The following is a 24,118-nucleotide window of genomic DNA, read 5'->3' as shown; positions in this document are numbered from 1 at the left end:
TCTCCCGAAGGTCCATCGAAAGTGCCTTACCCACTGCTCGCCCTCCATCTTGTGGTCGGCGACAGTGAATCAGCAAAATAAGCCTATGTGAATCCCCCTTGATTCAGGTCGATTTCATCACGCTCTAGTAGGTTGGTTCATGCTTATTTTTGAAATGACATTTTCACGTATGCAAAGTTTTTATCCGACAGCGCTAATGGCTACTGTGCCCCCCCCATTAAAGTAATGCGCACAAAAATCTTGTTATCCCCGCTGGTCACAGATCGGAGGTTGCTGAATAATTGATACCCCCCTTTGGGCTTTTTTTCTCAATTCGGGCTGATGATACAGGACACTTGCACGTGCGGCCCTCGCGAAAAATCTGTTATTTCTGACCCACCCCGGTGCTTTAATGGATAATTCAATTAGTCTGCGTATAGCAGTCTTACAGTGAATGCGGGCCATTCGGGTGTTGTTCCGGTCTCAGCTTCGATGCGCACGAGAGCCGGTAAGGCAGGGGACGTCCAATCACCATGCCAGACACCCTCTTCCCTATCGTAGTAGCTAAATCCTACTGTTTCGGTGCTGGTTAAAAGGGGTGCGCTGAACACTTGAATTGTCTGGTTTTCATCGTCCAGCGCTTCGGCGGACATCGTTAGTACATTGTCTTGAAATAATACAGAAATCCGCAAAGCGGCGGCATCGGGTGCGAAGGGAGTGGGTTTCAGGGTAACGAAGGAAAAGCCATCCATTCGGCCCTGAAATTTGGTTGGGAAGCGAACGAGTTGTGTTTCGGGGGTTGCCGTGGCCAGCCAATCCCGCAGGCGCGTCCGAAGTGTCAGTTCGTCGGAATGTTCGGATATCTGGGTTGAGCGATCATAAAGGCGGATGCCAAGGCCCATGGCGCTGGCCAAACCGCCGGCGATGAGGGCCAATAAGGCCAGGGACATAAGCAGTTCCAAAACACTCAGACCGCTACGAGAACTCAATCTGCGGGTCATGGGGTGGGCCTGATGCTATCGACGGTCGCCAGGACAGTTCCATCATTGGTGCTGATCGTCACGCGTATTTGCAGCAAGGGGATGGCATCGTCCTGAACAGGCAGCTCGGTAATGACTTCCTCGACTGTCCAGCTTCTGTAGGTTTGGGTCAATTGGCCGATCTCAAGGGATGTCGTGATGCCAATCTGATCCAGTCGTGACAGAGCATAATCCTGGGCCAGCAGGCGCTGGTCTGCCTCAACTGTGCGGCTCAGCAATTTGGCCTGCCCTGGCAGAAGGGCTGCAAGAACAAGAGACATGACAGCGAACGCGATCAGGACCTCAAGCAGGGAATATCCGGCTTTGCCCGTCACTCGATCGCCCCTGTTTGAATACGGCCGGTCAAAGGGTCCAAATCCAGGCGCATTATCAGATCATTGCGACGCAGGCAAAGCTGTTCGCCGAATGCAGAGCCGTCGGGGAAAAAAACGATCTCTGTTCGGGCGTCATCGCAGGTCAGATCCGTTGTATCGAAGCTGACGGGCTGGCCGGTTTGAATGCTGTCTGCCCTTAGATCAGTCAGGGTTCGTTGCAGCTGTGCAGCATCCTGTTGCAGCAACAAGCTATCCGAGGGTCCACGGGAAGATGCGGCGACAATACCCAGCATCAGCGACAGGATGGCCAAGCCAATCATGACTTCGAAAAGGCTGACGCCGGATCTGGGATTAAAATGCAATATCATTCAGATCAAGAATTGCTGAAATGGTTGACAGGATCACAGCCCCAACACCAAGGCCGATGATAAGGGTCAGAAGCGGAGTGATGAGCTTAACCGCGCGTGTCACCGTTTCCGATGTTTGGGCTGCCAAAGACGTCGAGGCTGTTTCTAGCACCGCGACCAAACGGTCGCTTTCTTCGCCCGCGTCAATCATAGTTCGCGCCAAGTCATCCATTAACGGGCTTTGTCCAAGACTGGATGACAGGGTACCGCCTGCAACGACGACATCTTCGGTCTCGGCCAAAAGTGCCTGATAGGCTGGATGCCGCGTAGCCGTTTGCACCGTTGTGAGCGCCGTTGTCAGCGTTGCACCGTTGCGCAGCAGAAGCGCCAGCATCTGGCAGATTTTCTGACTTTCGCGCTGGCGTATGTAGCGACCGGTGATTGGCAAGCGCATAAGGATGCTGGCCACGGGTTTGCTGATAGTTTTGCGAAACGTGATGAAAATCAAAGCGATCAGAAAGCCGCCGATGATCAAGACAGGCCATCCGTTGATCAATCCGCTGCGCAAGGTATCCATGGCTACAAGAATAGCAGGGGCCGCCGCGCCCGAGGTGGCAAAGACGGGTAACAGGGTCGGTGTAAGGTAAAAGACAACCAGCGCCAATACCAATACGGACATTATGATCAGGATGATGGGGTAAAGCAGAGCGCCAGTCAGTTCTTGCGCAATCTTGCTTTCGCGACGCAAAAGGTCCGCGGCTTGGCGGGCTGCTTGTTCCAACTGGTTTGAGGCTTCGCCCAGCTCAATAATCACGGCAAGACGTTCGGGGATGATTTGATGCTGTTCCCGCATGGCCTGACCGAGTGACATGCCGTTTTCGACATCTGTTTTTATGTTTTCCAAAGCGCGCTGCATCACGGGCCTACCAGCCTGTTGTGCGCAAAACGACAGCGCTCGAGTTAAGGGCAGTCGGGCCTGCATCAGGGATGCAAAAGACGCAAAGAAACGTTCCAATTCCGCCGGCTTTGCTGCGCTTGAAGTGCCAGCCAAGCGCAACTCGCGGTTCCACCATGGAACAGATGCAGCCCCTTCGGTCAGATCAATAGGTGTCAATCCCCGCGCAGCGATCAGATCAAGTGCGGACAATTCGTCATTGGCGTCGATTTCGCCTGAAACGGACGCCCCATCAAGGGTAATGGCAGAATAGTTATAGCGCGGCATTTGGCCTGACCGTGCCGCTTTGAATATGCTGCGTCAATGGATTAGTCGATGATGCGATGTCCATCATTCGGTGCACCGATACCGTTTCTGACCAATCCGTTCGCGCCATTGATACGCTGGCGTAGTTCATTCGTGACGGACCGGCTTTCTGATCCATTTCGGATGACTTTCGGGGTGATCAGGACAAGCAATTCGGTTTTGCCGACAGTATCTGAACGATTGCGGAAAAGGGCGCCGATCCCTTTTGCCCGACCCAGGCCAGGAACCTGTGAATTCGTTCTATTGCGGTTTTCCTGTATCAGACCCCCCAAAGCCAGTGTCTGACCATCAGTCACTACAACGCTGGTTTCAATTCTTCGCTGTGAAATTGTGGGCGAGTCAATGCCCGAGGTCTCGGTTTGAGATACTGTGCTGACCTCTTGTTCGATATCCAGAATGACCTGACCAGACGATGACACCCGCGGTTTGACCGAAAGAATAATCCCCGTATCACGAAACGAAATAGTGTTCACGACCGGTGCATCCACATCCCCAGTGTCACGCACCTGTTGTGTGGCGATTGGAACCTCATCCCCGATCTGTAGCCGCGCTTCCTGATTATCTAGCACCAAAAGACTTGGGCTTGAAACGACATTAACGTCTGTAACGGATGACAAAGCGTTTAATGTGACGACACTTGAACCGCCCTGGAATAACAAAGACAGTCCGGGGACATTTGCGCCAAAACTTCCGTTACTGGCATCGGTAAGCTGGATGCTGTCATCCCCGTTTTGGAAAAACCAACGCAGGCCAAAGTTAAGTTCGTCATTTAAAGTCACTTCGGCGATTGTTGCTTCCAGCAAGACCTGAACCGGGGTCGTGTCCAGCGACTGGATCAACCGCGAAAAGCTTTCCTGTTCAGAGTCGTTGCCCCAAACGATCACGGCATTTCTTGCGTCATCGGCGACCACCTTGGGCGTACCGGCGACCGAGGCGCCTTCTTCGGCGGCGACATCTTCGACCATTTCAGCAAGGATCGGCGCCAGTTCATCCGCACTTCGGTTTTGTAGGCTATAGACAACAGGTCGGCGCTTAGCCCCACCGGCCGTGCGGTCCAAATCGCGAATCCAGCGTTCGGCTTCGGGCAGATAGCTTGACCGCGAACTGATGACCAGAACCGCGCCGAGCCGTTGAGACGGCACAAAGGTCACTACGTTTTGCAGACTGCCGCCATCCCCTGTTTCAAAGATCAGGTTCAATTCCTCGACCACTGCTTCGGGTTCGGCGGCGCGCAGGCGATATAGGCCGACCGATTTGCCTTGTAGGACATTCACATCAAAAAGATTCACAGCCTCAATGGCCGAGTTAATTTCGTCACGGGTCCCCGAGATCAGCAGGATATTTCGACGCGGAATGGGTTGAAGACCGACAGTTGATCCGGTGATCGGTTCCAGCAGGCGCACCATCTCGGCCGTTCCGATAAAGCGCAAAGGTACTGCGACGACACGCGATCCAATGCCACTTTGCCGACCCAGGTTTTCAACACGGCGGGCCGCACCTGAGACTGGAACAATCGTGATCAGATCGCCACTGGTTTGCAGCGTTGCACCATTCAATTCCAGAATGGTCTGAAAGGTTTCCAGCAGCGCACGTTCTGTTAGAGGCCGGGTGGTTTGCAATGTGACTTGCCCGGTGACGCCTGGTTGAATTGTGTAGTTCTTGCGCAAAGCCTGGCCCAAAACGGCCTGTGCCGCCTGTTCAATGGGGACGTTGACCAGATTAAGGGTAATTTCGCCTTCGTCTGTGACATCAAACAGGTTTCTGTTGCCACGTGGACCTTCGCCGATGAATTCATCTGTCCCCAATCTGCGCTGATCGCCAGATGGACTGTTCAGAGATGCGCGAAAACGTTCTATAGCCGTTTGTGCGCCGCCGCGGGTTTCACCATCTTGATTGGCAAGCAGCCCAGAATTACCGTTGGTCCCTTCGCCGCAAGCCGCGATAAGGGCCGCCAAAAACAGCCAAGTGATCACTTGGAACAGACGTTTTATTGTTTTTATCATCGATACATATCCACTCGAAGACGGCGCGTTTCGCGGGTCAGTTCAATCCATGTGTTTTCAATTTCAGTCAATTGCCATCCCGCCAATGTCTGACCTGTGCGATGCCATTCCGGAGCTGCGTTGTTTATCGACAACAGGGCGGAGGGGTCTTCGGAGAGTTGCATGACCCCAAGAAGGATGATGTTAGGTGCCTCGTCCAACTCTTCGGGTGAAGGATCTGGCGCCGCTACTTGTTGCGGGGTGGCAGGGGTTTCAGATGTTTCCACAAACGGTCTGCGTCCTGGTTCAAAAAGCGGTCGTTCCAGTATTGCGGTGTAGTACACATCCGGTCGGCTTGAGGGCAGGGATAGCGGGTTCTGTTCGGTTGCCTCGGCACTGATATCGATGTTGTTGGGCTGCAGGGTAGGGGCGTCAGCACTAATGACTTGCACCGCACGCCAGCTCAAACCAATGGCCATAATGGCCAGAAAAATGGTTCCGATATATGGCAAAAACCGCATTATCCCGCGTTTCCGGTTATTATGACTGGCGCCAGTATTTCGAGTTGGAAGAACACCAACGGCTGATCAGATGAGCGGGTTGGGCGCGTCAAACGACGGACATTTGCGCGTTCGATAACCAGTGGTGGGTTGCTGTATTCGATCGCGCGCAAAAGAGCGACCATCTGATCCAGACTTGCCTCGCTTTCCAAACGAAAGGCGAGAGCTTGGGAAAACGGCAGCTCACGCGCACGGACAGGTGCGATCGAGCGCAGGTTAACTCCGCTTTGACGGGCCATGGTGCTAAGGCTGGCTTGCACCCTTGCCGTTGCCTCACCCGATTGGAAAGCTGTCCAAAGAACGCTGGTGGCATCATCAGCGGATAAACGCGCCTGCTCGGTCATCAGCTGTGCAATGCTGCGTTGAAGGCGCGCCTGTTCAATCTGAGCGGACTGTAGCTCGTTTTGGACCTGACTGCGCCAGTTAAGGATGGGTGACAAAAGCGCGACCCAAATCAAAACCATGACGGTGACCAACGTAAGTACGACCAGGACCCGCGATATAAGGGTTCCTTGACGGATCATCGCGAAGGCCTCAGATCAAGCGTCATCTCAAAGCGTTCCTGACCACTGGTTGTGCGCGAAACTGGGCCAGTCAGACGTGGATTTTCAAACAACCTATTGTTAGCCACACGCAAAACCAGCTCGGCCGCGGAACTGTCTGAGTTACCGTTTACGACAATCCGGTTTGGCTGAAATGACAGATCACTGATCCAGACGTCATCGGGCAGGGCAATCGTCATTTCGCGCAGCGTTTCTGCGAAAACAGTTTTATTGATCACCGTATCCACGAGGGCTGTCCGGTCCTGTTCAGCCTGTCGCAATGCCTCAAGGTCACCGCGCAGCCCGATGGCTTGCCTGCGCAGATCCGCAATCTGATTTTCGACTTGATTCAGGTTGCGCTGATCTTGAAAGGCCGGAAAAATCAAAACGACCGCAAAAGCCATAACAACTGCCGCTGCGAGTCCAAGATTAAGCCATTTCTGCCATCCACCATTTGTTTGCGTTTGAAACCGAGCAACAGGTGTTTTGGCCAGATCGGTATCCACACGGATCGATTGGGCGTGAACACCGATTGTTTTAAGATGCGCGCGCAACTGCTCAGCATCGCTGCGTTTGATCAACCATTGTGTTGCGCGGGCTTTGGGCCCCTGCGCAACAGGCTCAGAAACCGTCCAATGAACATCGTTGGGCTGAAAAGGGGTTCGGCGCATCATGTCAAGCCGAACCAACTGGGCCATGTTTTTGAATGCCGGGGCGGGGGCCTCGATCTCTCGTTTCAGGAAATGATGTTCGGGCAGATAAAGGTCGACGGTCAAAGGACCAGCATTTGTTTCAGTCGCATCAGTCAGAAGCGTTTCTGGTGCCAGATACCCCGAGCGGGTTTTTTTAAGTGCTGTGGCAGTTTGCGACAAATGCAAGGTCAAAACATGCGGTCCGCCCGTCAAAACAGTCTTCAACCAGGCCGGGACCATGGACGAAAGCTCTTGACAAAACCACTGCCAGAGTTGCGACGGTGCCTGTGCCGCCATCTGACTGCTACCCTCGATCTGTTATCATTTATCTCTGGTTGCATAGCTTACTGCAGCCACCGTAATAAAGACAGGATATTATTTCCGTTGGGTTCGACTGTGATGACATTACTACCCTCGTTTCATGACGATGACTTCGCCAGGCTGTTGATTGAAGCGCAGGTCATCTCGCCCTCGGTCGCGCAGCGCGCTTTGGCGGCCAGCAAAGAAACAGGGACGGGTGTTGAAAAGTCATTGCTTGAACTTGGTTTGGCGACCGAGACAGATATCTACCGCCATATGGCGCAGTACATGAAGGTGCCGCTGATCGACATCAAGGATGTGTCGGTCGATCTGGCAGATCAGTTGGCCTTGTCGCAAGAATTTCTATCCCGCGTCAGTATCATACCGGTTGAGGATACGAATGATGCTATCGTCCTTGCAACCAGTGATCCACATGGTTCCGAGGCCATGCAAAGCATTAGCTTTCACCTTAATCGTCCTGTGCGGGCGGTTCTGGCGGCGCCTTCGACCATTCAGGCGGCTCTGTCGGGGCCTGAACAGGACACGACCGATGTTGATGCAGCGTCATCGACCGACGTGCAAAAGCTCCAAGCGCTGGCAAATGACGGGCCAATCATCAAGCTGGTCAACGATCTGGTCACAAAGGCCGTCGAGATGCGCGCATCTGATATTCATATTGAAGCGATGGAGCAGGACAGCCGCGTCAGGTTTCGCATTGATGGACGCTTGCAGGTCGAACGACGGATTGCGGATGCTGACCGCGCCGCCGTTGCTTCGCGTTTGAAGGTGATGGCGCATCTTAATATCTCGGAAAAGCGGCGGCCACAGGACGGGCGTGCCCAGATTAGTGTGCGCGGACGGGTGGTTGATTTGCGACTGTCCACACTGCCGACCCAGTTCGGGGAAAGCATCGTCCTTAGAATACTGGACCGGACCCGTGTGGCGCTGGAGTGGTCATCGCTTGGCTATCCGTCACAACGCGTCAAGGAAATCGAAGATATTTTGCATCAACCCAATGGCATCTTTCTGGTGGTTGGGCCAACGGGCAGCGGCAAGACCACCACGCTGTACACCGGACTGAGTAAAATCAACTCCGAAGATCGGAAGATTGTCACCGTTGAAGATCCGATCGAATATGCCCTTGCCGGGGTCAATCAGGTTCAGGTTGAGCCGCAGATCGATATGACATTCGCCCGCGCCCTGCGCGCCATTCTACGCCAGGACCCCGATGTTGTTATGGTGGGCGAAATCCGCGATCAGGAAACTGCTGAAATCGCCGTACGCGCTGCCTTGGTCGGGCGGCTTGTTCTATCGACCGTTCACACGAATGATGCGGTCAGCGCGATTGATCGTCTGCTTGATCTGGGGGTGCCGCCATTTCTACTGGCCTCAACCTTACGGGGTGTCCTGTCGCAAAGACTGGTTCGGAAGCATTGCCACGATTGTGGCGGAGCGGGATGCGAAACCTGCGGGCAATCCGGACGAAAGGGCCGAATTGTCGTATCAGAATTACTGCATATCGATGGCCAGTTGGCCGACGCCATTGCAGAGGGCGCCAAATCAAATGAATTGCGTTCTCTGGCAGCCAAGACGGGCTTTCAGCCTATCGAAAATGCGGCTCGTGATTTGTTGAAATCAGGGCAAGCAGAGCAGTCGGATATTGTGCGAGCGATTGGTTTATAAAAACATCCTATAATCCGTTTTATGTTAATTATTCAAAATTATGAGAATATAAAAGTTCAATAATAACAATGTCATATTAATGCTTTGATGTTGAAAAACCACAGCTCACGGTTTCGTTATCGTAGTTGTTGAGCTGGTGAATATACTATGCTTTGAATAGTTCAACTTAAGAGTGATTTGTGTAGCTGGTTCTTACTGGAAGTCGATTGGCATTTTAAGTTTGCCGGGTCGTATAGAGGGACATTGATATGCTGCTTGCTTCACGCTTTTTGTGGACTGAATACGTTTGTGCATTTTTCGGATTTCTCCGTCACAGTGTGCGATTAGGCGTTTTGGCGCTGTGTCTTTTGGCGCCACTCTCACTCGACGTTATGGCACAAGACGCAGCGCCGGAAGAGCCCCCCAGACAACGTACGGTGGATTTGTGGGATCGCTTTGGTCACCCCCTTAAATCGGAGTCCCCCGTCGACATTTGCCTTACGTTTCGAACTTCGTCGTTCTTAAGATTTGAACCAACAGGCGTGGGTCGGGGTATCTGTCATTATAGTGAATTTCCTCTGTTTCCATCCAAACTGAGTATAGGTGAGCGTTGCTATGAGGTCACGTTTGATGCTGAGGGCAACCAAGGCCTGCAGCTATATCGTGCTGGCCCATGTCCGCAACAACCCAGAGTGTTGCAGATGTGTCAGGACGAAAGTGCGTCCATGGCAAAGGGTAATCCCACGCAGCTTGGATCACGGGCCAAGTTTGAGACGGCCGTGGATTGGGTTGCCCCGTCCGAGCCAAGATTTGAGATCAAACGTTTCTATACCTCTACATATGATATCCGCAGCAATGCCCTCACGGCGCATTTTGGTAATTACTGGTCGCTAGAGTATGCGGCAGAAACGATAAGCAATGAATCCCTAGGCGCTTATAATTACAATCGCGCGGATGGCAGTCTGTTTTCCTTCCTGGCTGTTGATGGCAAAAGCCGTTTTGAAGTGCCTGAATTTGGCGGCTATCCCTTTGCCGGGGGGCGCCTGGTCACAGCGCCGGAAGGCACGTTCAACGCCCTGATTGAAAAAAACGGACTGGAACGATGGTTCAGCCGGACCAGACCAGCCTCCTATAAGTGGCCTGATGGCTATGAGATTAACTTTTCATTCGGTAGCCAATGGATGATGTGGGACAACCGGGGGAACTGGGCGCGTATTGTCTATTCCAATGTGCAGTTCTCAAGTCAGTCCCGGGCACTTATAACGGCGATTGAGATTGATACGAACAATACAAGCGCGCGTGATTTCAGCCCGATTATTCGCATCAACTACGAATACGCGGAAAACCCTGGAAATACCGGGGATGCCCCGCTGACCCGCGTTACGCGCACCGATCTGACGACGGGTGTGACTGAGATCATCGCTGAGTATGAGTACAAGAAAAATGACGATAATAGCGACTTCATCGACCCGTTGCTGCTGACCGAAATCCGGGATGGTCGCACATATGACGACGGCACGACATTTCCCTATGCTATATTTGACTATGAAGCTGCAGACCTTGATGCCGGACCTTATGCAGAGCTGGAACATGGCGCCGTCTTCAACAATTGGCCTGTTGTCTCAACCTCGCATTTCGGCGGGGCGGATGGCTATACGTTCACTGCGACGTCAGCCACAAATGCCCTTGGCCATACGACCAACTATGTCTTTGGCGAATCCGAAGGCCGTCAGGTCATCACCGGCGTCGAAGGCCTGGCCACGCCCAACTGTCAGGCGACTGCCAAGGGGTATGACTACACCCCGCCCACCAGCGATCAGCCTAGGGGCTATGTCTATTCGCGGGTCGAGCGCAACGGATCTCTGACCACCTTCACCCGCGACGCACAGGGCCGCATTCTGACCAAAACCGAAGACACCGGCGGTCCGGACGAGCGCATCACGTCCTACACCTGGCATCCGGTTTACCACAAACCGCTGACCCGCGTGACCCAGGGGCTGTCGGAAGCCTTCACCTATACCGATCGGGGCCTTTTGCTGAGTTATTCCCAGACGGACACGCTGCCCGGCAGTCCCAACCTGGGCGAGACACGGACCTGGACCTATACCTATGAGGCCCGCCCCACCACCACAGCCTATGATATCAATGTCCTGACCGCGGTCGACGGCCCCGGTCGGATCGAAGACGGTGTCAATGACGTCACCACCTATGCCTACGACGACCTTGAACGGTTGATCCGCATCACAGATGCCAACGGTCTGACCACGGAAATCCTGGGGTTTGATGACCTGAACCTGCCCACGCTGATCCGCAACCCGGATGGGATTGAGTGGGGCTTTAGCTATGACATCATGGGACGCGTGACCCAGATGGTGCTGAACCCCAACGGCGCCAGCCCGCAGACCAGCACATTCACCTATGATGTCATCGGCCAGCTGACGTCCTCGACTGATATGCTCGGCCGCACCTGGACCTATGATTACAGTGAAGCGCGCCGTCTGACCCGCATCACCAGCCCCTCAGGCGAACAGATCCGCTATACCCACGACCTGATGGGCAATGTCACCGGCACCGAATATGCAAATGGTGCCAACCCCGCGACCTTCTTTGAGACCGCGCAGTTCGACGAACTGGGCCGCATTTTGAAAACCATCGGGGCCGAGGGCCAGGTCTGGGATTTCCGTCATGATGTCGAGGATAACCTGGATCAGATCACCGACCCGCTGGCCCATACGATCAGCAACAGCTTCGACGCCCTGAACCGCCTGAAAGAAACCATCGACCAGGCGGGCTATACCACGGCGACCGAACATGATGACGACGACCAGCTGACCAAATTCACCGACCCACGCAACATCGAAACCGTGTTCGACTACAACGGCTTCGGCGAGCTGGTGCGCGAAATCAGTGCCGACCGCGGCACGATGCTTTATAGCTACAACCACCGCGGGCTGGTCACCGAAATGATCGATGGCAACGGCCAGGTCTCGACCTATGAATACGACAACGGGGGCCGCCTGATCGCCCGCCGCTTCCTGTCGGACAGCCGCCTGGATCAGACCTTCACCTACGACACCGCCCCGAACGGCACAGGCAAGATCGCCCGCACCACCGACAGCAGCGGCTACACGGATCGCACCTATGCGGCCCAGACCGGCTTTATCGCGTCCGAGACCCGCAACATCGAGGGCACCGATTACACCCTGGGCTACGACTTCAATGTCGAGGGCGAGTTGGGCCAGATCACTTACCCCTCGGGCACGCAGGTCCAGATCACCCGCGACACCGAAAGCAGGATCACCGACATCGCGGTCACGCCGAACGGCACAGGTTCGCCCATGTCCGTTCTGACCGGCGCGCAGTATCTGCCCATGGGCCCGCTAACCAGCGCCACCTTCGGCGATGGGGGCCAGTATCAGGCAAGCTTCGATAAATCCTACCGGCTGCGAACGATAACCGACACGGTCGCGGGCACCCAACTCCGCAACCTCCGCTACGCCTGGACCAAACGCGACAATCTGGCCGCCGTTGTGGATAATCTGGACAGCACCAGCACCGAGCGGTTCCGCTACACGGCCCGCGAACGCCTCAGTGGGGCGGGTGGAGCCTATGGCGACATCGGCTATTTTTACGACGGCACCGGCAACCGCATCCGCCGGACCGAACTGGTTGACGGCGTCTATGCGTCCGAGGCTTATCTTTACCCCCAGACAAACAATCTACTGCAGCAGGTTAATGAGAAAACCGGCCACGCCCGCACCTTCACCTATGATGCAGCAGGCAATGTGATCTACGACAACCGCTCGGGCGGGGGCTATGGTTTCACCTATGATGCCGCCAACCGCATGGCCTCGATGTCCGTCAACGGCGTGGTGCAGGCCGAATACCTCTATAACGCCGCCGGTCAACAGGTGGTGCGACGGCTCACGCAAGAGGGTCGCACGATCCACTCCGTCCATGATTTGGATGGTCAGCGCATTGCTGAATATGAGGTCGACCCGGTGGCAGGGACGTCGTCTTTGCTGAGGGAATACGTCTGGATGGACATGACCCCCGTCGCCGTCATCGAAAACGGCCAGGTCTACTTCATCCGCGCGGATCATATTGGTCGTCCCATCTTCGCGACCGATGGGAATGGTACGAAGGTGTGGCAAGCCACCTACCTCCCCTTCGGCGGCGTCCACACCACATCCGGAGACACCATCGCCCTCCGCTTCCCCGGCCAATGGTTCCAATCCGAATCCGGCCTCCACCAAAACTGGATGCGGGATTATGACCCCACAACGGGCAGGTATATCCAGGGCGATCCCCTCGGGTTGGTGGATGGGGCAAGCGTGTATGGCTATGCGCTGCAGAATCCGGGAAGATATATTGATCCGACGGGTGAAGCTATTCCGTTAATGTTCTGGGCCGGTGCCGCAGCGGGTCTTGCATATGCTGCATGGAAAAACTACCAAAGGTATGGTACAAATTTTGCCTGTTACAATTACTGGCAAATTGCTGGTTACACTGCCATGGGCGCTGCGACTGGATGGATGGGTGGGCCTGCTTTGTTCTCCGCAGCAGGGCGAACTGGAATTGGTGCAAGTGCGAAAGTTAATGGCTTAGTTGGCGCAGCATGGAGTTCAAGAATGAGTTCTATGGCATATAATGCTGTATCCAGACGACTACGAGCTGCAAATGGCTTAATTGGAAAGGGAAGTAGTATAACGTTGCACCATTGGGCAATTGCTCAAGGTGGTAGAATTGGTACAAGTAGATTTGGTCAATCCAGATTAGGGCAAGCTATTATAAATTCTAGATGGAATTTGAACCCGATTAACGGAGCTCTGAATAGCAGCATTGGCAAAAACATCTACAATCCAAGAAATTTCTGGAGAGGAGCTCCTAACTGGGCAAAGTTTGGACCAATCTTTGGAGGTGGCGGATTTAGTATGACTTTCGGCTCTGGGGGTACGGCTTGTGAATGCGGGAACTGATTGGAGAAATGAAATAGAAATAAGTTTTCCATTATATCGTTACCATCCAGCTAAAAAATGTGGACAGGGCAGCGTAAGACGGAAATTGATGTTTGAGACTGCTGTACCAGTAAGAAATACACTAAAAGACTTCTTCGAGAGCGAAAGAGATCGGTTAAAATGGCTTGCTTCCGGTGGCGGGGGAACTGGTGGAATGGGACTGATACTCGACTCTGATCCACCTTTTAAGTCTTCTGTTGTCCCGGGTGGACTTCTAGACTGTTCAGGAAGACATATTCCTATAATTGATATTGATGCGCCGAAACAAGCTGATGTAGGTTTAAAATTGGTTGCGTTGGAAACCTTCGGGTTTTTCATAAAGAGATTTGAGTACCGTTACAGTTTTGGAAAACCTGAACAGCTGACACTTGAAGAATTTAAATCTCGCTTGATTAAATTGTGTTACCAAGAGAAGGGTTTTCCGAGGCCAATTAAAAGCATTAATGCCGCGAACAGTTTTCGTGAAATCATGGAAGTAGAATTTGGAAAAGAACGCGTTGATCGGTTTTACAAAACTGAAAAAATCAAGAATTGGATTGACGAAGCTAAATAATACAGATGAGTTAACCATACCTTCACCTATGATGCCGCCAACCGCATGGCCTCGATGTCCATCAACGGCGTGGTGCAAGCCGAATACCTCTATAACGCTGCGGGGCAGCAGGTGGTGCGACGGCTCACGCAAGAGACCCGCACAATCCACTCCGTCCACGACCTGAACGGCCAGCGCATCGCGGAATATGAGGTCGACCCGGTGACCGGCACCTCAACCCTGCTGCGCGAATACGTCTGGATGGACATGACCCCCGTCGCCGTCATCGAGAACGGCCAGGTCTACTTCATCCGAGCCGACCACATCGGCCGCCCCATCTTCGCAACAGATGCGAGTGGCACCAAAGTCTGGGAAGCCACCTACCTCCCCTTCGGCGGCCTCCACACCTCATCCGGAGACACCATCGCCCTGCGCTTCCCCGGCCAATGGTTCCAATCAGAGTCAGGTCTGCATCAGAACTGGATGAGAGACTACGACCCAACCACAGGCCGATATATCCAAGCCGACCCGCTAGGATTGGTCGCCGGTGTCAGTTTGTATGGATATGCAAATCAAAGCCCATTTACATATATCGATCCAAACGGTGAACATCCTCTGCTTGTCGCGGCGCTTGCTGGTGCAGCAATTGGTGCGCTTGTCGATTTCGGCATGCAATTTTATCAATACGGTGGTCGATTGGAATGTATAAACTGGGGGCAAGTTGGAATGTCAGCAGCACTCGGCGCAATACCTGGAGGCCTTGGTCATGCAGGAAAGTTTGCCAATCCATTTATGAAAGCAATGGGCTTTGGCAAACCTACGTGGAGAGGTAAATCTGCATTTTTTGAGAATTCCCATTTTATTGGAAACCGTGCTTTCAAAGGTTCATCAGGATTGGGAAAATGGTTTAATCAGAGTGGACTGAATTCGACGTATGTACCTTGGCGATTTCATGCCGCGACTGATCCGTTCGCGCGCCAGTTCCTTCCACGAAACCTAAAACGGTTTACTCCGAATTTCGGCAATCCATTCAATATGTACCGCAACGGTAAACCTCTTGATTTTGGCATACCTCTTAGAACCCCACCGTGGCTATGGGGTGGTATTGGTGCTGGACTGTGGGGCCAGCAATCAAAATGTGGATGCGATATCTAAAATGCCTAAAAGAAATGCGGCAGTGAAATCGGATTATTGGGCTGAAAATGTCAAACTCAGCAAAATGGGCACTGCTTTTCTTTCCCTTCTATTCACTCCATATGTACTGATCCGAATATTGTTTTTGCCGAAACTTGTTCCTTTGGAACAAGCCATCATTAATAGCGTTCTTATGGAGTTATCTGAAGAGGATGCAGAAAAACTAAAGATACAACTTAAAGAAGTAAGCATCATACAACGTCAAGATACCAAAAGGTACAGCGAAAGTACTATGTTTCGCTGGCGCTTACTATATCTTTCACAATCTTCCAAGCGACCATTTAAGCATGTCGAAGGCCATTGCATTATCTTCACTACGGTCAAATTCAAAGTCGATCAAAAGACTATATTATGTGATCTGATAAATATGGATGGTGTGCTCGCCTTCTTTCTTTTTAATAAGAATATTCGTAACTATTCTGATCGTACCGATATTGAAATTATTGATGTAGACACCGATGCTGTTGTCATTGACCGAAAAGGTGCGTTTGTGAGTTATGCTTAAAAAATAGCGCATCGCGGAATATGAGGTCGACCCTGTGGCCGGCACCTCAACCCTGCTGCGCGAATACGTCTGGATGGACATGACCCCCGTCGCCGTCATCGAAAACGACCAGGTCTACTTCATCCGCACCGACCACATCGGAAGACCGGTGTTTGCGACAGACAGCAACGGCACCAAAGTCTGGCAAGCCACCTACCTCCCCTTCGGCGGCGTCCACACCTCATCCGGAGACACCATCGCCCTGCGCTTCCCCGGCCAATGGTTCCAATCAGAGTCAGGTCTGCATCAGAACTGGATGAGAGACTACGACCCAACGACGGGCCGATACATCCAAGGCGACCCACTTGGTTTGGTCGATGGAGCGTCAGTATATTCTTATGCGTTGCAGAATCCGGGACGATATACTGATCCAATGGGACTATATTGTGTTACCTCTAATGGAACAACCAGGTGTCGCACATCAGGCTATGACATTAGTTGGCCAAAACAGTCCGGCTGGTCTGATGGTAATAACTTCTGGCCTGGCTCTAGTAACTATCATTTTTATGATAAAAGCAGGTATAATCCCGACAAACTTTATGATGTTGAGTGTTTGCTCAACGGGCTTATAAATTTGCCAGAGCCATATCCATCAAACGGTGCATCTTGGGATGGCACTCGAAACTATGCGAATCCTGGATATGCTGGCGGTAGTTTTGCGGACTCTAGAGGCTATAACCCTGTAACAAGCTTCATAATACGCGATAGAATAAGTGGTGCAATTGGAACCGTAAACGTGACAAACGAAGGACATAGGTTAGAAGACGGCTATGTTGTACGCTTTCCGACACAACATGGAATACTTACCTTCGGTGAAGGTAATGGATTTTTACAAGCACCATATAATCCAGCTCAAATTCCTATAAATGCTGTCTGGGGACCAGCAAATAGTAGAATAATGGAACAATGCGAATGCAAAAATCAGTGAGTAATGCAGGCGTGCGTGTAGTCTTTGCTTTCCTGTTTTCACCGTTGTTGGTGGGACTTATGTTATACGTCACGATGTTAATACTTTTTGATGTGTACGAAGCAAATTATACATTATTTGTTATCCTATTTTATGGTTATGGGATGATGGTTATTTTTGGCTTACCTTATTATTTTCTCATACTAAGGAAGCTGGATGTAATAAAGCTACATCATACTTTAATGTTAGGGCCGTTTTCGGCTATATTCTTGGTAATTGTATCTAGTATTTTTATCTTGTTATCAAATAATCCCAATACTTTAATTTATAGCTCGTTTTGGTATTACGTATTTGTTTATGTGTTTTATTCTTCGATTTTGGCTGTAGTATTTCATATTATTGCTTTTCACCAAAAAAATAAGATGTGACCTACGACAACCGCTCGGGCGGGGGCTATGGCTTCATCTACGATGCCGCCGACCGCATGGCCTCGATGTCCCTCAACGGCGTGGTGCAGGCCGAATACCTCTATAACGCCGCCGGGCAGCAGGTGGTGCGACGGCTGACGCAAGAGGGTCGCACCATCCACTCCGTTCACGACCTGAACGGCCAGCGCATCGCTGAATACGAATATGACCCGGTGGTGGGGACAAGCACCCTGCTGCGCGAATACGTCTGGATGGACATGACCCCAGTCGCCGTCATCGAAAACGACCAGGTCTACTTCATCCGCACCGACCACATCGGCCGCCCCATCTTCGCAACCGATGCGAATGGTACAAAAGTCTGGGAGGCAACTTATTTGCCATTTGGCGGCATCCACACCACTTCGGGTGATGTCATAGGCCTCCGCTTCCCCGGCCAATGGTTCCAATCCGAATCCGGCCTCCACCAAAACTGGATGAGAGACTACGATCCAACCACAGGACGATACATCCAAGCCGACCCGCTAGGACTCGTCGATGGGGCGAGTGTTTACGGGTATGCGCTGCAGAATCCGGGGCGGTATAGCGATCCAAGAGGCGAACAATCAATCCAGTTTGATGGAAGTACAGTCAAAGTGTACGATAGCAATCGTCAGCTACAAGGTTCTTACCCTGCTGTATCTGGTACCGCAGAAAGCTGCCAATGTTCACAAGATATGGGGCGTGGTAGCTTTGGACCAATCCCGGAAGGAGCTTACACAGTTGATCCGGCAGATACAAATCGGAGAAACTTTATCAAAGCGCTCCGTGGATGGGGCCCAACGTCTGCATGGGGCCGTCAAAGAACGATAATTAAACCGAATGGTCATAACGCTTTGGGAAGGACTGGGATGTATATGCACGGAGGAAAATTTCCCGGTAGCATTGGATGTGTAGATCTAACAAAACATAATGATGCATTTCATAAATGGTTGCGACAACAGAGCGGTCCCGTGCCCATGACAGTAGACTACCCTGACAACGATCTTGCGGACTAGATATGAGACATTTCCATTTGGCCATCATGCTATTCATCTGTTTGATTTTTCCTGGGAGGATAATCGGAGCAGGATTAGGTTATCCGCAATATAGTTTATTGTTAGAAAAGCCTGTCAAGGTCGGTGAAGTCTCAATACCTCAAGGCTCATATTATTTAGTTGTTGTGCCAGATAGCGATGGCTTGTCTGCTGAATATTTAGTTTTGAGTCAAAGCGCCGAGTTTTTTACAGAGATAAATACTCTTCGGAAAGCAAGGCGCTCCGCTCTTGCGAAAAATCAGATGGTGTGTACCCGACAAGCTTCAGAATTCTCAGCAGAAACACATCTTGAGATACTAGATCGTGATAACATCAAGATTCTCGAAATTAGTTTTCATCAGGTCTCAGATAAAATCGGTGAAAGTTTCGAAAAACTTACCTGCATAGCCATTTTTGAATTAGATTAGAAACCTCAACAGTTTTAGAATTCATCAACATAATAGCTGATCAGCGCTAGTAGCTCCTATGATGCGACCGGTAACGTGACCTACGACAACCGCTCGGGCGGGGGCTATGGCTTCACCTATGATGCCGCCAACCGCATGGCCTCGATGTCCATCAACGGCGTGGTGCAGGCTGAGTATTTTTACAATGCCGCCGGTCAACAGGTCATCCGCCGACTGACACAAGAGGCCCGCACGATCCACGCCGTCCACGACCTGAACGGCCAGCGCATCGCGGAATATGAGGTTGACCCGTTGGCCGGCACCTCAACCCTGCTGCGCGAATACGTCTGGATGGACATGACCCCCGTCGCCGTCATCGAAAACGGCCAGGTCTACTTCATCCGCACCGACCACATCGGCCGCCCCATCTTCGCGACCGATACCAACGGCATAAAAGTCTGAGAATGGGGGTGTTCTGCTGTTATCGAGTTCTAGCAAGGCTAGTCGATTTTTTGCGATCGAGCTAGATAGGATTATAACTGCAACAACCATCGCCTTGTTCCTGACCGTCGGGCGCGGTGGGTCGTCCAGAAAGGACTTGACCGTGTGAAGTTTCTCTGATCACATTTCCGTGAGCAAATGCAAAGCGTATCTTACGAGTTTTCTAAGCCAATGGTTTAGGCCAATTCAATGTAGGCGATCAGCCTTAACTCTAAGAAGTTAGAGTATTTGATGCCCTCTCGCTATCAATGACCTTTAACTCACCCGATGTCTTGAGGCTTGGAAGAGTATTTCCAAGACTTTGAGGAGTAATTTCAACATCAGATATCTTGAAGTAGGTCCATCATGAAACTTCTCCTTAGTAAATCTCTGCTTCTTTCAGCATTAGTTTTTTCATTGCTTACGTTGCCTGTTCATGTCGTAGCACAAACATCTGAACAAGAAGTATTCTATACTTATAAAGAGGTCTGGATTCTCCAAGCGCCGCTTTCACCAAGCAGAGCATATAGCGATCCCGTAAATAATATTTGCAAGAAGATCAGTGTAGATCTTGGTGGGTTTGACGGCACCGGCAATGTCACCGTTGGCACGTACAATGGTGATAAGGATACGATCACATGCACTGATGAAAAAGGCGTCACGATTGTCGTTTCTCACGTATGTGAAATTACAAAATCTAACTGGTCGGGCATTTGGGGTTGGGATGAGGTTCCTTGTATTAAGCCAACCGGTGTCTGTGAAATAGAAATTGAAGACTCCATATCATTTCCGAGTGGTCGAAAAACTGAAGATGCGATTGATTGGCTCTCAAGCAGAGATAGTCGTTTCTCCGTTGCAAGATCTTATAGTTCGAAAGATACATCTAGGGATGTAATCCGCGGCACCAAGATGGATGCATTTTTAAGTCATGGTGCGACTTGGCGTGGAAACTTTGATGAGATCGTGCAGTCAGGACCCTATCAATATCGCACCTACGACGGTCAGGTTATTGAGTTTGGTGGCATAAATTCAACAACCCCAGCGCTGGGTGGGCATAAACACACTATTCGAAACGTCTATCATTCTTCTGGTTACCGCTTGCGTGTCGCAGATGGAAGCGGAAAACTTATGTATTTTGCTGGCGCGGGCAATAGAACTTTGCGCGAAATTACCTGGCCGGACGGCTACCAGATCGTCATAGACAGGGACGCGGCAGATAGCCGAATTTTGACTGTCTCTGACAACAAGGGGCAACGCGCTGAATACACTTGGTCGGCGACCGCTGTTCCGAATGCGACAGCCCCACTTGTGACGCGCATCGAAATTGACTCAGATTATGATGGCGTGACGTTTTCGCCAGTGACGGCAATTGACTATATTTATGAAGAAAGTACGAGTTTCCCTGAAGCTCCCAAGCTTTCAGAAGTCTCTATCATTGACCTGAATACCTCAGTTTCGGAAGTCCAAGCGCAGTATTCATATCTGGAAGATGATCTCTATTATCCACCGGCGTTATCTAGCATCAGCGACGGTCGCCAAGCTGCGTCGGGCGGCACTCTGACACCCTATGCTGAGTTCACCTACGGCGCAGGAACAGGTGACGCGCTGAGCACCAGCCGTGCGGGCGGTGTTGGAAGCACTAGTGTTGGGCGCAATCCCGATCTGACCGGTCCACAAGAATACAATGAGGACATCTACGTCGAGAACGCACTGGGGCATCAGACAATCTATCGCTACACACATGTTCAAGGCATGCTTCGAGTATCCGAGGTGGAAGGTGTTGCAACGGCCAATTGTCTCGGCACAGCCAAATCGTTTGGCTACACTCCAAATGCTGGCGCACCGCTTGGGTTTGTCTATGAGCGGGTTGAGCGTAACGGCTCGCGCACGACGTTTGAGCGCGATGCTTTAGGACGGGTTCTGACCAAAACGGAAGATGCAGACGGTGTCTCGCCGCGAATCACGACCTATACCTGGTTCGGTGATTATCACCTCCCGGCTACGCGCACGACCTCACAGATGACTGAGAGCTTCAGCTACACGGCCGAGGGTTTGCTGACGCAATATAGCCAGACCGATGTGCTTGTTGGCAGCCCGACCAATGGGCAAACCCGGACTTGGGATTATACCTACACGACGCTCGCCTCGGGTCTGAAGGTTCTGACCTCCACCGACGGGCCGGGCCTGACCGCCGATGGCGTGAATGATGTCACCATCTACACCTATGATGCCAACGGCGCGCTGACCGGTTTCACCGACCCCAACGGGCTGACCACGCAAATCCTGTCGCTGAACGCACAAGGCCAGCCTACGCTGGTGCGTCAGCCTGATGGCGTAGAATGGGCACTGGAGTATGATGTTGATGGCCAGGTCATCTCAGCCACGCTCAATCCCGGAACCGCCACTGCCGCCACAGCGACCTATACGTATGATCCTGTCGGCTTGCTCACCGGCATGACCACCCTCTTGGGCCAGAGTTGGAGCTTTGAGTACGATGACGCGCGACGCTTGATCAAGGTAACTAATGCCGCAGGCGAGGAAGCCCGCTTTCAATATGACGCGATGGACAACATCACGCGCACCGAATATGCCAATGGCGCGGTCGCGGCCAGCTTCTGGGAGGAAACCGAGTTCGACGAGCTGGGCCGCCTTCTGCGCAGCATCGGGGCCGAGGGGCAGATCTGGCAATTCTCGCATGACCGCGAGGACAATCTGGCCAGCATCACCGACCCGCTCAGCTACGCCTCAACCAACAGCTACGATGCGCTGAACCGGGTGTCCCAGGTGGTCGATCGTGAGAATTACACCACCACGCTGGACCACAATGATAGCGACCTGATGACCGACTATACCGACCCCCGCGGGATCGAGACCGACTTCGTCTATAACGGCTTCGGCGAGGTCCTGCAGGAGGTCAGCGCCGATCGCGGCACGATCACCTACACCTACAATTCCCGCGGGCTTACCACCTCGATGACCGATGCGCGCGGCATTGTCTCGACCTATGAATACGACAATGGCGGCCGCCTGCTGGCCCGCCGCTTCGCCAGCGATCCGGGCGAGGACCAAACCTTCGCCTATGATTACACCTCGGGCGGTACCACACCGCAGGGTGTGGGCAAGCTTTGGGAGACGGCGGACGAAAGCGGCACGACCCGGCGCAGCTATGACCCCGAAACCGGCAACCTGGCCTCCGAAGAGCGGGTGATCGGCGGGGCGACCTACACGATCGGCTACGACACCGATGTCGAGGGCAACCTGACCGCGCTGACATACCCCTCGGGCAACCGGGTGATCATCGAGCAACGCGACGGCATCAATCGGATTCTCTCGATGAGGGTCCGCTCGCCCGACAACACTCTCAATCAAGTCGTCACATACAATGTCATTTACAATCCCTACGGCCCACGCAAATCCATGCGCTACGGCGACCATTACATTCGGGTCTGGACGCACGATCAAAGCTACCGCCTGACCCGGCTGCGGGACCAGAAGCTGCCGGATGTGCTCCGCGACGTCTCCTACAGCTGGAGCACGCGCGACAACGTGATCTCGGTCACCGATGCGCTCGATCCGGCGGGGACAGAGAGCTACGGCTATACCCCACGCGAGATGCTGAGCTCGGCCGATGGGCCTTGGGGCGAGCAGGATTATACCTATGACGGCGTCGGCAACCGCGTCAGCTTTGCCGCGACCGTCGGCGGCGTGACCGAGACCGACACCTACAGATACCCCGCCACCGACAACCGCCTGGCCGCGATCTCGGGCGCGACCAGCCGCACGTTCACTTACGATGCGGCGGGCAATGTGACCTATGACAACCGCACGGGCGGGGGCTATTCCTACGGCTATAACGAGGCCGGCCGCCTGGCCGCCTTTGCCATCGACGGCGTGGTGCAGGCGGAGTATACCTACAACGCCCTTGGCCAGCAGGTGATCCGGCACCTGACGCAGGAGAACCGGGTGATCCATGCCGTGCATGACGTCGACGGCAATCGGATTGCTGAGTACGAGTGGGACTCTGTCACGCAGACCTCGACGCTCCTGCGCGAATACATCTGGATGGACGGCATGGCCGTCGCCGTGGTCGAGGGCGGTCAGGTCTATTTTGTGCGCACAGACCACATCGGGCGCCCCGTGTTTGCAACGGACACGAGCGGAACGAAAGTCTGGGAGGCCTCCTACCTCCCCTTCGGCGGCATCGAGGTCACCACCGGCACACCCATAAACCTCCGCTTCCCCGGCCAATGGTATCAATCAGAATCCGGCCTCCACCAAAACTGGATGCGAGACTACGACCCAACCACAGGACGATACATCCAGGCCGACCCGCTAGGACTTGTGGATGGGGCGAGCGTGTATGGATATGCGCTGCAGAACCCGGGGAGGTACGTGGATCCAAGGGGGGAACGTTGTTTTGAGAGACGTGGTCGGGATGGAAACGTTTATATCGAATGTATCGGCCCACAAACTTACAACCCCTCAGGAAAAACCGGATTTTTGGATCCAGCGCAAAATGTCCACCCCAATTCCGAATTCGCGGTTTGTAAGCGGGAATGCGAAGCGCAATCTGACCCGGAAAACAGGCTGCGCTCTGCTTGTATTGCAGTGGGTTCTGCTCTAGGAGCGGCTGGTTGGGTTGGGTCTATACTCGGCTATCCTATAGAGAGTACGTGCATTGATGCAATTTGCACTCGTAAATGTGCGAAACAGTGTGGGTTGTATTAGATGCGGCGCTATCTTTTGGGGATGACTATTCCTGGCGCTCTTCTAGGAATTTTCGTTGAGTAGTGGTTAGGAGGGTTTAGTATACTTCTAACCTTTGTTTTTATTCTTCTTGGATTCATTTTATGGACTAAGATCTATCGAGAATAGGC

At 52.7% G+C, this 24,118-nt stretch carries 17 protein-coding genes and 1 pseudogene; 10 read left to right on the top strand and 8 right to left on the bottom strand.

Going from position 1 to position 24,118, the window contains the following annotated elements; genetic code table 11:
* Positions 1-404: 404 nt before the first annotated feature.
* The 8 genes from H7848_RS15125 to H7848_RS15090 are packed head-to-tail and all read right to left on the bottom strand — an operon-like array spanning position 405 to position 7,014.
* Positions 405-980 (bottom strand): hypothetical protein, encoded by a 576-nt coding sequence (locus H7848_RS15125; RefSeq protein WP_208353094.1) that lies wholly within the window; start codon positions 978-980, stop codon positions 405-407.
* Positions 977-1,333 carry a type IV pilus modification PilV family protein gene (locus H7848_RS15120; RefSeq protein WP_208353092.1) on the bottom strand — a complete coding sequence of 119 codons (357 nt, stop codon included), beginning with the start codon at positions 1,331-1,333 and terminating at the stop codon, positions 977-979. Before H7848_RS15120 ends, H7848_RS15125 begins: the two co-directional genes overlap by 4 nt.
* Positions 1,330-1,701 carry a pilus assembly FimT family protein gene (locus tag H7848_RS15115; protein ID WP_208353090.1) on the bottom strand — a complete coding sequence of 124 codons (372 nt, stop codon included), beginning with the start codon at positions 1,699-1,701 and terminating at the stop codon, positions 1,330-1,332. The genes H7848_RS15120 and H7848_RS15115 overlap by 4 nt, the downstream gene beginning before the upstream one ends.
* Positions 1,685-2,902, bottom strand: a complete 1,218-nt coding sequence (locus H7848_RS15110) for a type II secretion system F family protein (RefSeq protein ID WP_208353087.1) — start codon at positions 2,900-2,902, stop codon at positions 1,685-1,687. The genes H7848_RS15115 and H7848_RS15110 overlap by 17 nt, the downstream gene beginning before the upstream one ends.
* A 41-nt stretch (positions 2,903-2,943) precedes the next feature.
* Positions 2,944-4,944 carry a type II secretion system secretin GspD gene (gspD, locus tag H7848_RS15105; protein ID WP_208353085.1) on the bottom strand — a complete coding sequence of 667 codons (2,001 nt, stop codon included), beginning with the start codon at positions 4,942-4,944 and terminating at the stop codon, positions 2,944-2,946.
* Complete coding sequence (locus H7848_RS15100; protein WP_208353083.1) at positions 4,941-5,444, bottom strand: hypothetical protein; 504 nt, start codon at positions 5,442-5,444, stop codon at positions 4,941-4,943. The genes gspD and H7848_RS15100 overlap by 4 nt, the downstream gene beginning before the upstream one ends.
* Positions 5,444-6,007: a type II secretion system protein GspM gene (gene gspM / locus H7848_RS15095; RefSeq protein ID WP_208353081.1), complete on the bottom strand. Its 564-nt coding sequence runs from the start codon at positions 6,005-6,007 to the stop codon at positions 5,444-5,446. The genes H7848_RS15100 and gspM overlap by 1 nt, the downstream gene beginning before the upstream one ends.
* Positions 6,004-7,014, bottom strand: coding sequence for a PilN domain-containing protein (locus H7848_RS15090; protein WP_208353079.1), 1,011 nt, complete (start codon positions 7,012-7,014; stop codon positions 6,004-6,006). Before H7848_RS15090 ends, gspM begins: the two co-directional genes overlap by 4 nt.
* A gap of 102 nt (positions 7,015-7,116) precedes the next feature.
* On the opposite strand from H7848_RS15090, the gene H7848_RS15085 reads away from it, so the two are divergent.
* The 10 genes and pseudogenes from H7848_RS15085 (at position 7,117) to H7848_RS15040 (ending at position 23,969) form a co-directional block, all read left to right on the top strand.
* The gene (locus tag H7848_RS15085; protein ID WP_208353078.1) at positions 7,117-8,700 is read left to right on the top strand and encodes a GspE/PulE family protein; all 1,584 of its coding nucleotides are present in this window, start codon (positions 7,117-7,119) and stop codon (positions 8,698-8,700) included.
* A gap of 704 nt (positions 8,701-9,404) precedes the next feature.
* Positions 9,405-13,658, top strand: coding sequence for an RHS repeat domain-containing protein (locus H7848_RS15080; protein ID WP_208353075.1), 4,254 nt, complete (start codon positions 9,405-9,407; stop codon positions 13,656-13,658).
* 88 nt (positions 13,659-13,746) lie between these two features.
* Positions 13,747-14,250 (top strand): hypothetical protein, encoded by a 504-nt coding sequence (locus H7848_RS15075; protein ID WP_208353072.1) that lies wholly within the window; start codon positions 13,747-13,749, stop codon positions 14,248-14,250.
* A gap of 27 nt (positions 14,251-14,277) precedes the next feature.
* Positions 14,278-15,384 (top strand): annotated as a pseudogene (locus tag H7848_RS15070) (RHS repeat domain-containing protein); the annotation flags it as partial.
* Complete coding sequence (locus tag H7848_RS15065) at positions 15,368-15,928, top strand: hypothetical protein (RefSeq protein ID WP_208353067.1); 561 nt, start codon at positions 15,368-15,370, stop codon at positions 15,926-15,928. The pseudogene H7848_RS15070 and the gene H7848_RS15065, both read left to right, overlap by 17 nt.
* 34 nt (positions 15,929-15,962) lie before the next feature.
* The gene (locus H7848_RS15060; protein ID WP_208353064.1) at positions 15,963-16,895 is read left to right on the top strand and encodes an RHS repeat-associated core domain-containing protein; all 933 of its coding nucleotides are present in this window, start codon (positions 15,963-15,965) and stop codon (positions 16,893-16,895) included.
* Positions 16,896-17,298: 403 nt separating this feature from the next.
* Entirely contained in the window at positions 17,299-18,336 is a 1,038-nt protein-coding gene (locus H7848_RS15055) for an RHS repeat-associated core domain-containing protein (protein WP_208353061.1), read from the top strand.
* A gap of 2 nt (positions 18,337-18,338) precedes the next feature.
* A complete protein-coding gene (locus H7848_RS15050) occupies positions 18,339-18,782 on the top strand; it encodes a hypothetical protein (RefSeq protein ID WP_208353060.1) in 444 nt (147 codons plus the stop codon).
* Between the two features lie 75 nt (positions 18,783-18,857).
* The gene (locus H7848_RS15045; protein WP_208353057.1) at positions 18,858-19,223 is read left to right on the top strand and encodes a hypothetical protein; all 366 of its coding nucleotides are present in this window, start codon (positions 18,858-18,860) and stop codon (positions 19,221-19,223) included.
* 384 nt (positions 19,224-19,607) lie between these two features.
* The gene (locus H7848_RS15040; RefSeq protein ID WP_208353054.1) at positions 19,608-23,969 is read left to right on the top strand and encodes an RHS repeat domain-containing protein; all 4,362 of its coding nucleotides are present in this window, start codon (positions 19,608-19,610) and stop codon (positions 23,967-23,969) included.
* Positions 23,970-24,118 lie beyond the last annotated feature (149 nt).

The organism is Pseudaestuariivita rosea (genome assembly GCF_017592335.1).
GTDB lineage: Bacteria > Pseudomonadota > Alphaproteobacteria > Rhodobacterales > Rhodobacteraceae > Parasulfitobacter > Parasulfitobacter rosea.
The sequence above is the reverse complement of the archived record's forward strand: the minus strand, read 5'-3'. Positions and strand labels throughout refer to the sequence as shown.

Excerpts from the sequence above, each read along its gene's own strand:
- H7848_RS15115 (WP_208353090.1), bottom strand. The coding sequence starts at position 1,701 with ATGATATTGCATTTTAATCCCAGATCCGGCGTCAGCCTTTTCGAAGTC.
- H7848_RS15100 (WP_208353083.1), bottom strand. The coding sequence starts at position 5,444 with ATGCGGTTTTTGCCATATATCGGAACCATTTTTCTGGCCATTATGGCC.
- H7848_RS15110 (WP_208353087.1), bottom strand. The coding sequence starts at position 2,902 with ATGCCGCGCTATAACTATTCTGCCATTACCCTTGATGGGGCGTCCGTT.
- H7848_RS15050 (WP_208353060.1), top strand. The coding sequence starts at position 18,339 with ATGAGACATTTCCATTTGGCCATCATGCTATTCATCTGTTTGATTTTT.
- H7848_RS15085 (WP_208353078.1), top strand. The coding sequence starts at position 7,117 with ATGACATTACTACCCTCGTTTCATGACGATGACTTCGCCAGGCTGTTG.
- gspM (WP_208353081.1), bottom strand. The coding sequence starts at position 6,007 with ATGATCCGTCAAGGAACCCTTATATCGCGGGTCCTGGTCGTACTTACG.
- H7848_RS15090 (WP_208353079.1), bottom strand. The coding sequence starts at position 7,014 with ATGGCGGCACAGGCACCGTCGCAACTCTGGCAGTGGTTTTGTCAAGAG.
- H7848_RS15125 (WP_208353094.1), bottom strand. The coding sequence starts at position 980 with ATGACCCGCAGATTGAGTTCTCGTAGCGGTCTGAGTGTTTTGGAACTG.
- gspD (WP_208353085.1), bottom strand. The coding sequence starts at position 4,944 with ATGATAAAAACAATAAAACGTCTGTTCCAAGTGATCACTTGGCTGTTT.
- H7848_RS15080 (WP_208353075.1), top strand. The coding sequence starts at position 9,405 with ATGGCAAAGGGTAATCCCACGCAGCTTGGATCACGGGCCAAGTTTGAG.
- H7848_RS15040 (WP_208353054.1), top strand. The coding sequence starts at position 19,608 with ATGAAACTTCTCCTTAGTAAATCTCTGCTTCTTTCAGCATTAGTTTTT.
- H7848_RS15075 (WP_208353072.1), top strand. The coding sequence starts at position 13,747 with ATGTTTGAGACTGCTGTACCAGTAAGAAATACACTAAAAGACTTCTTC.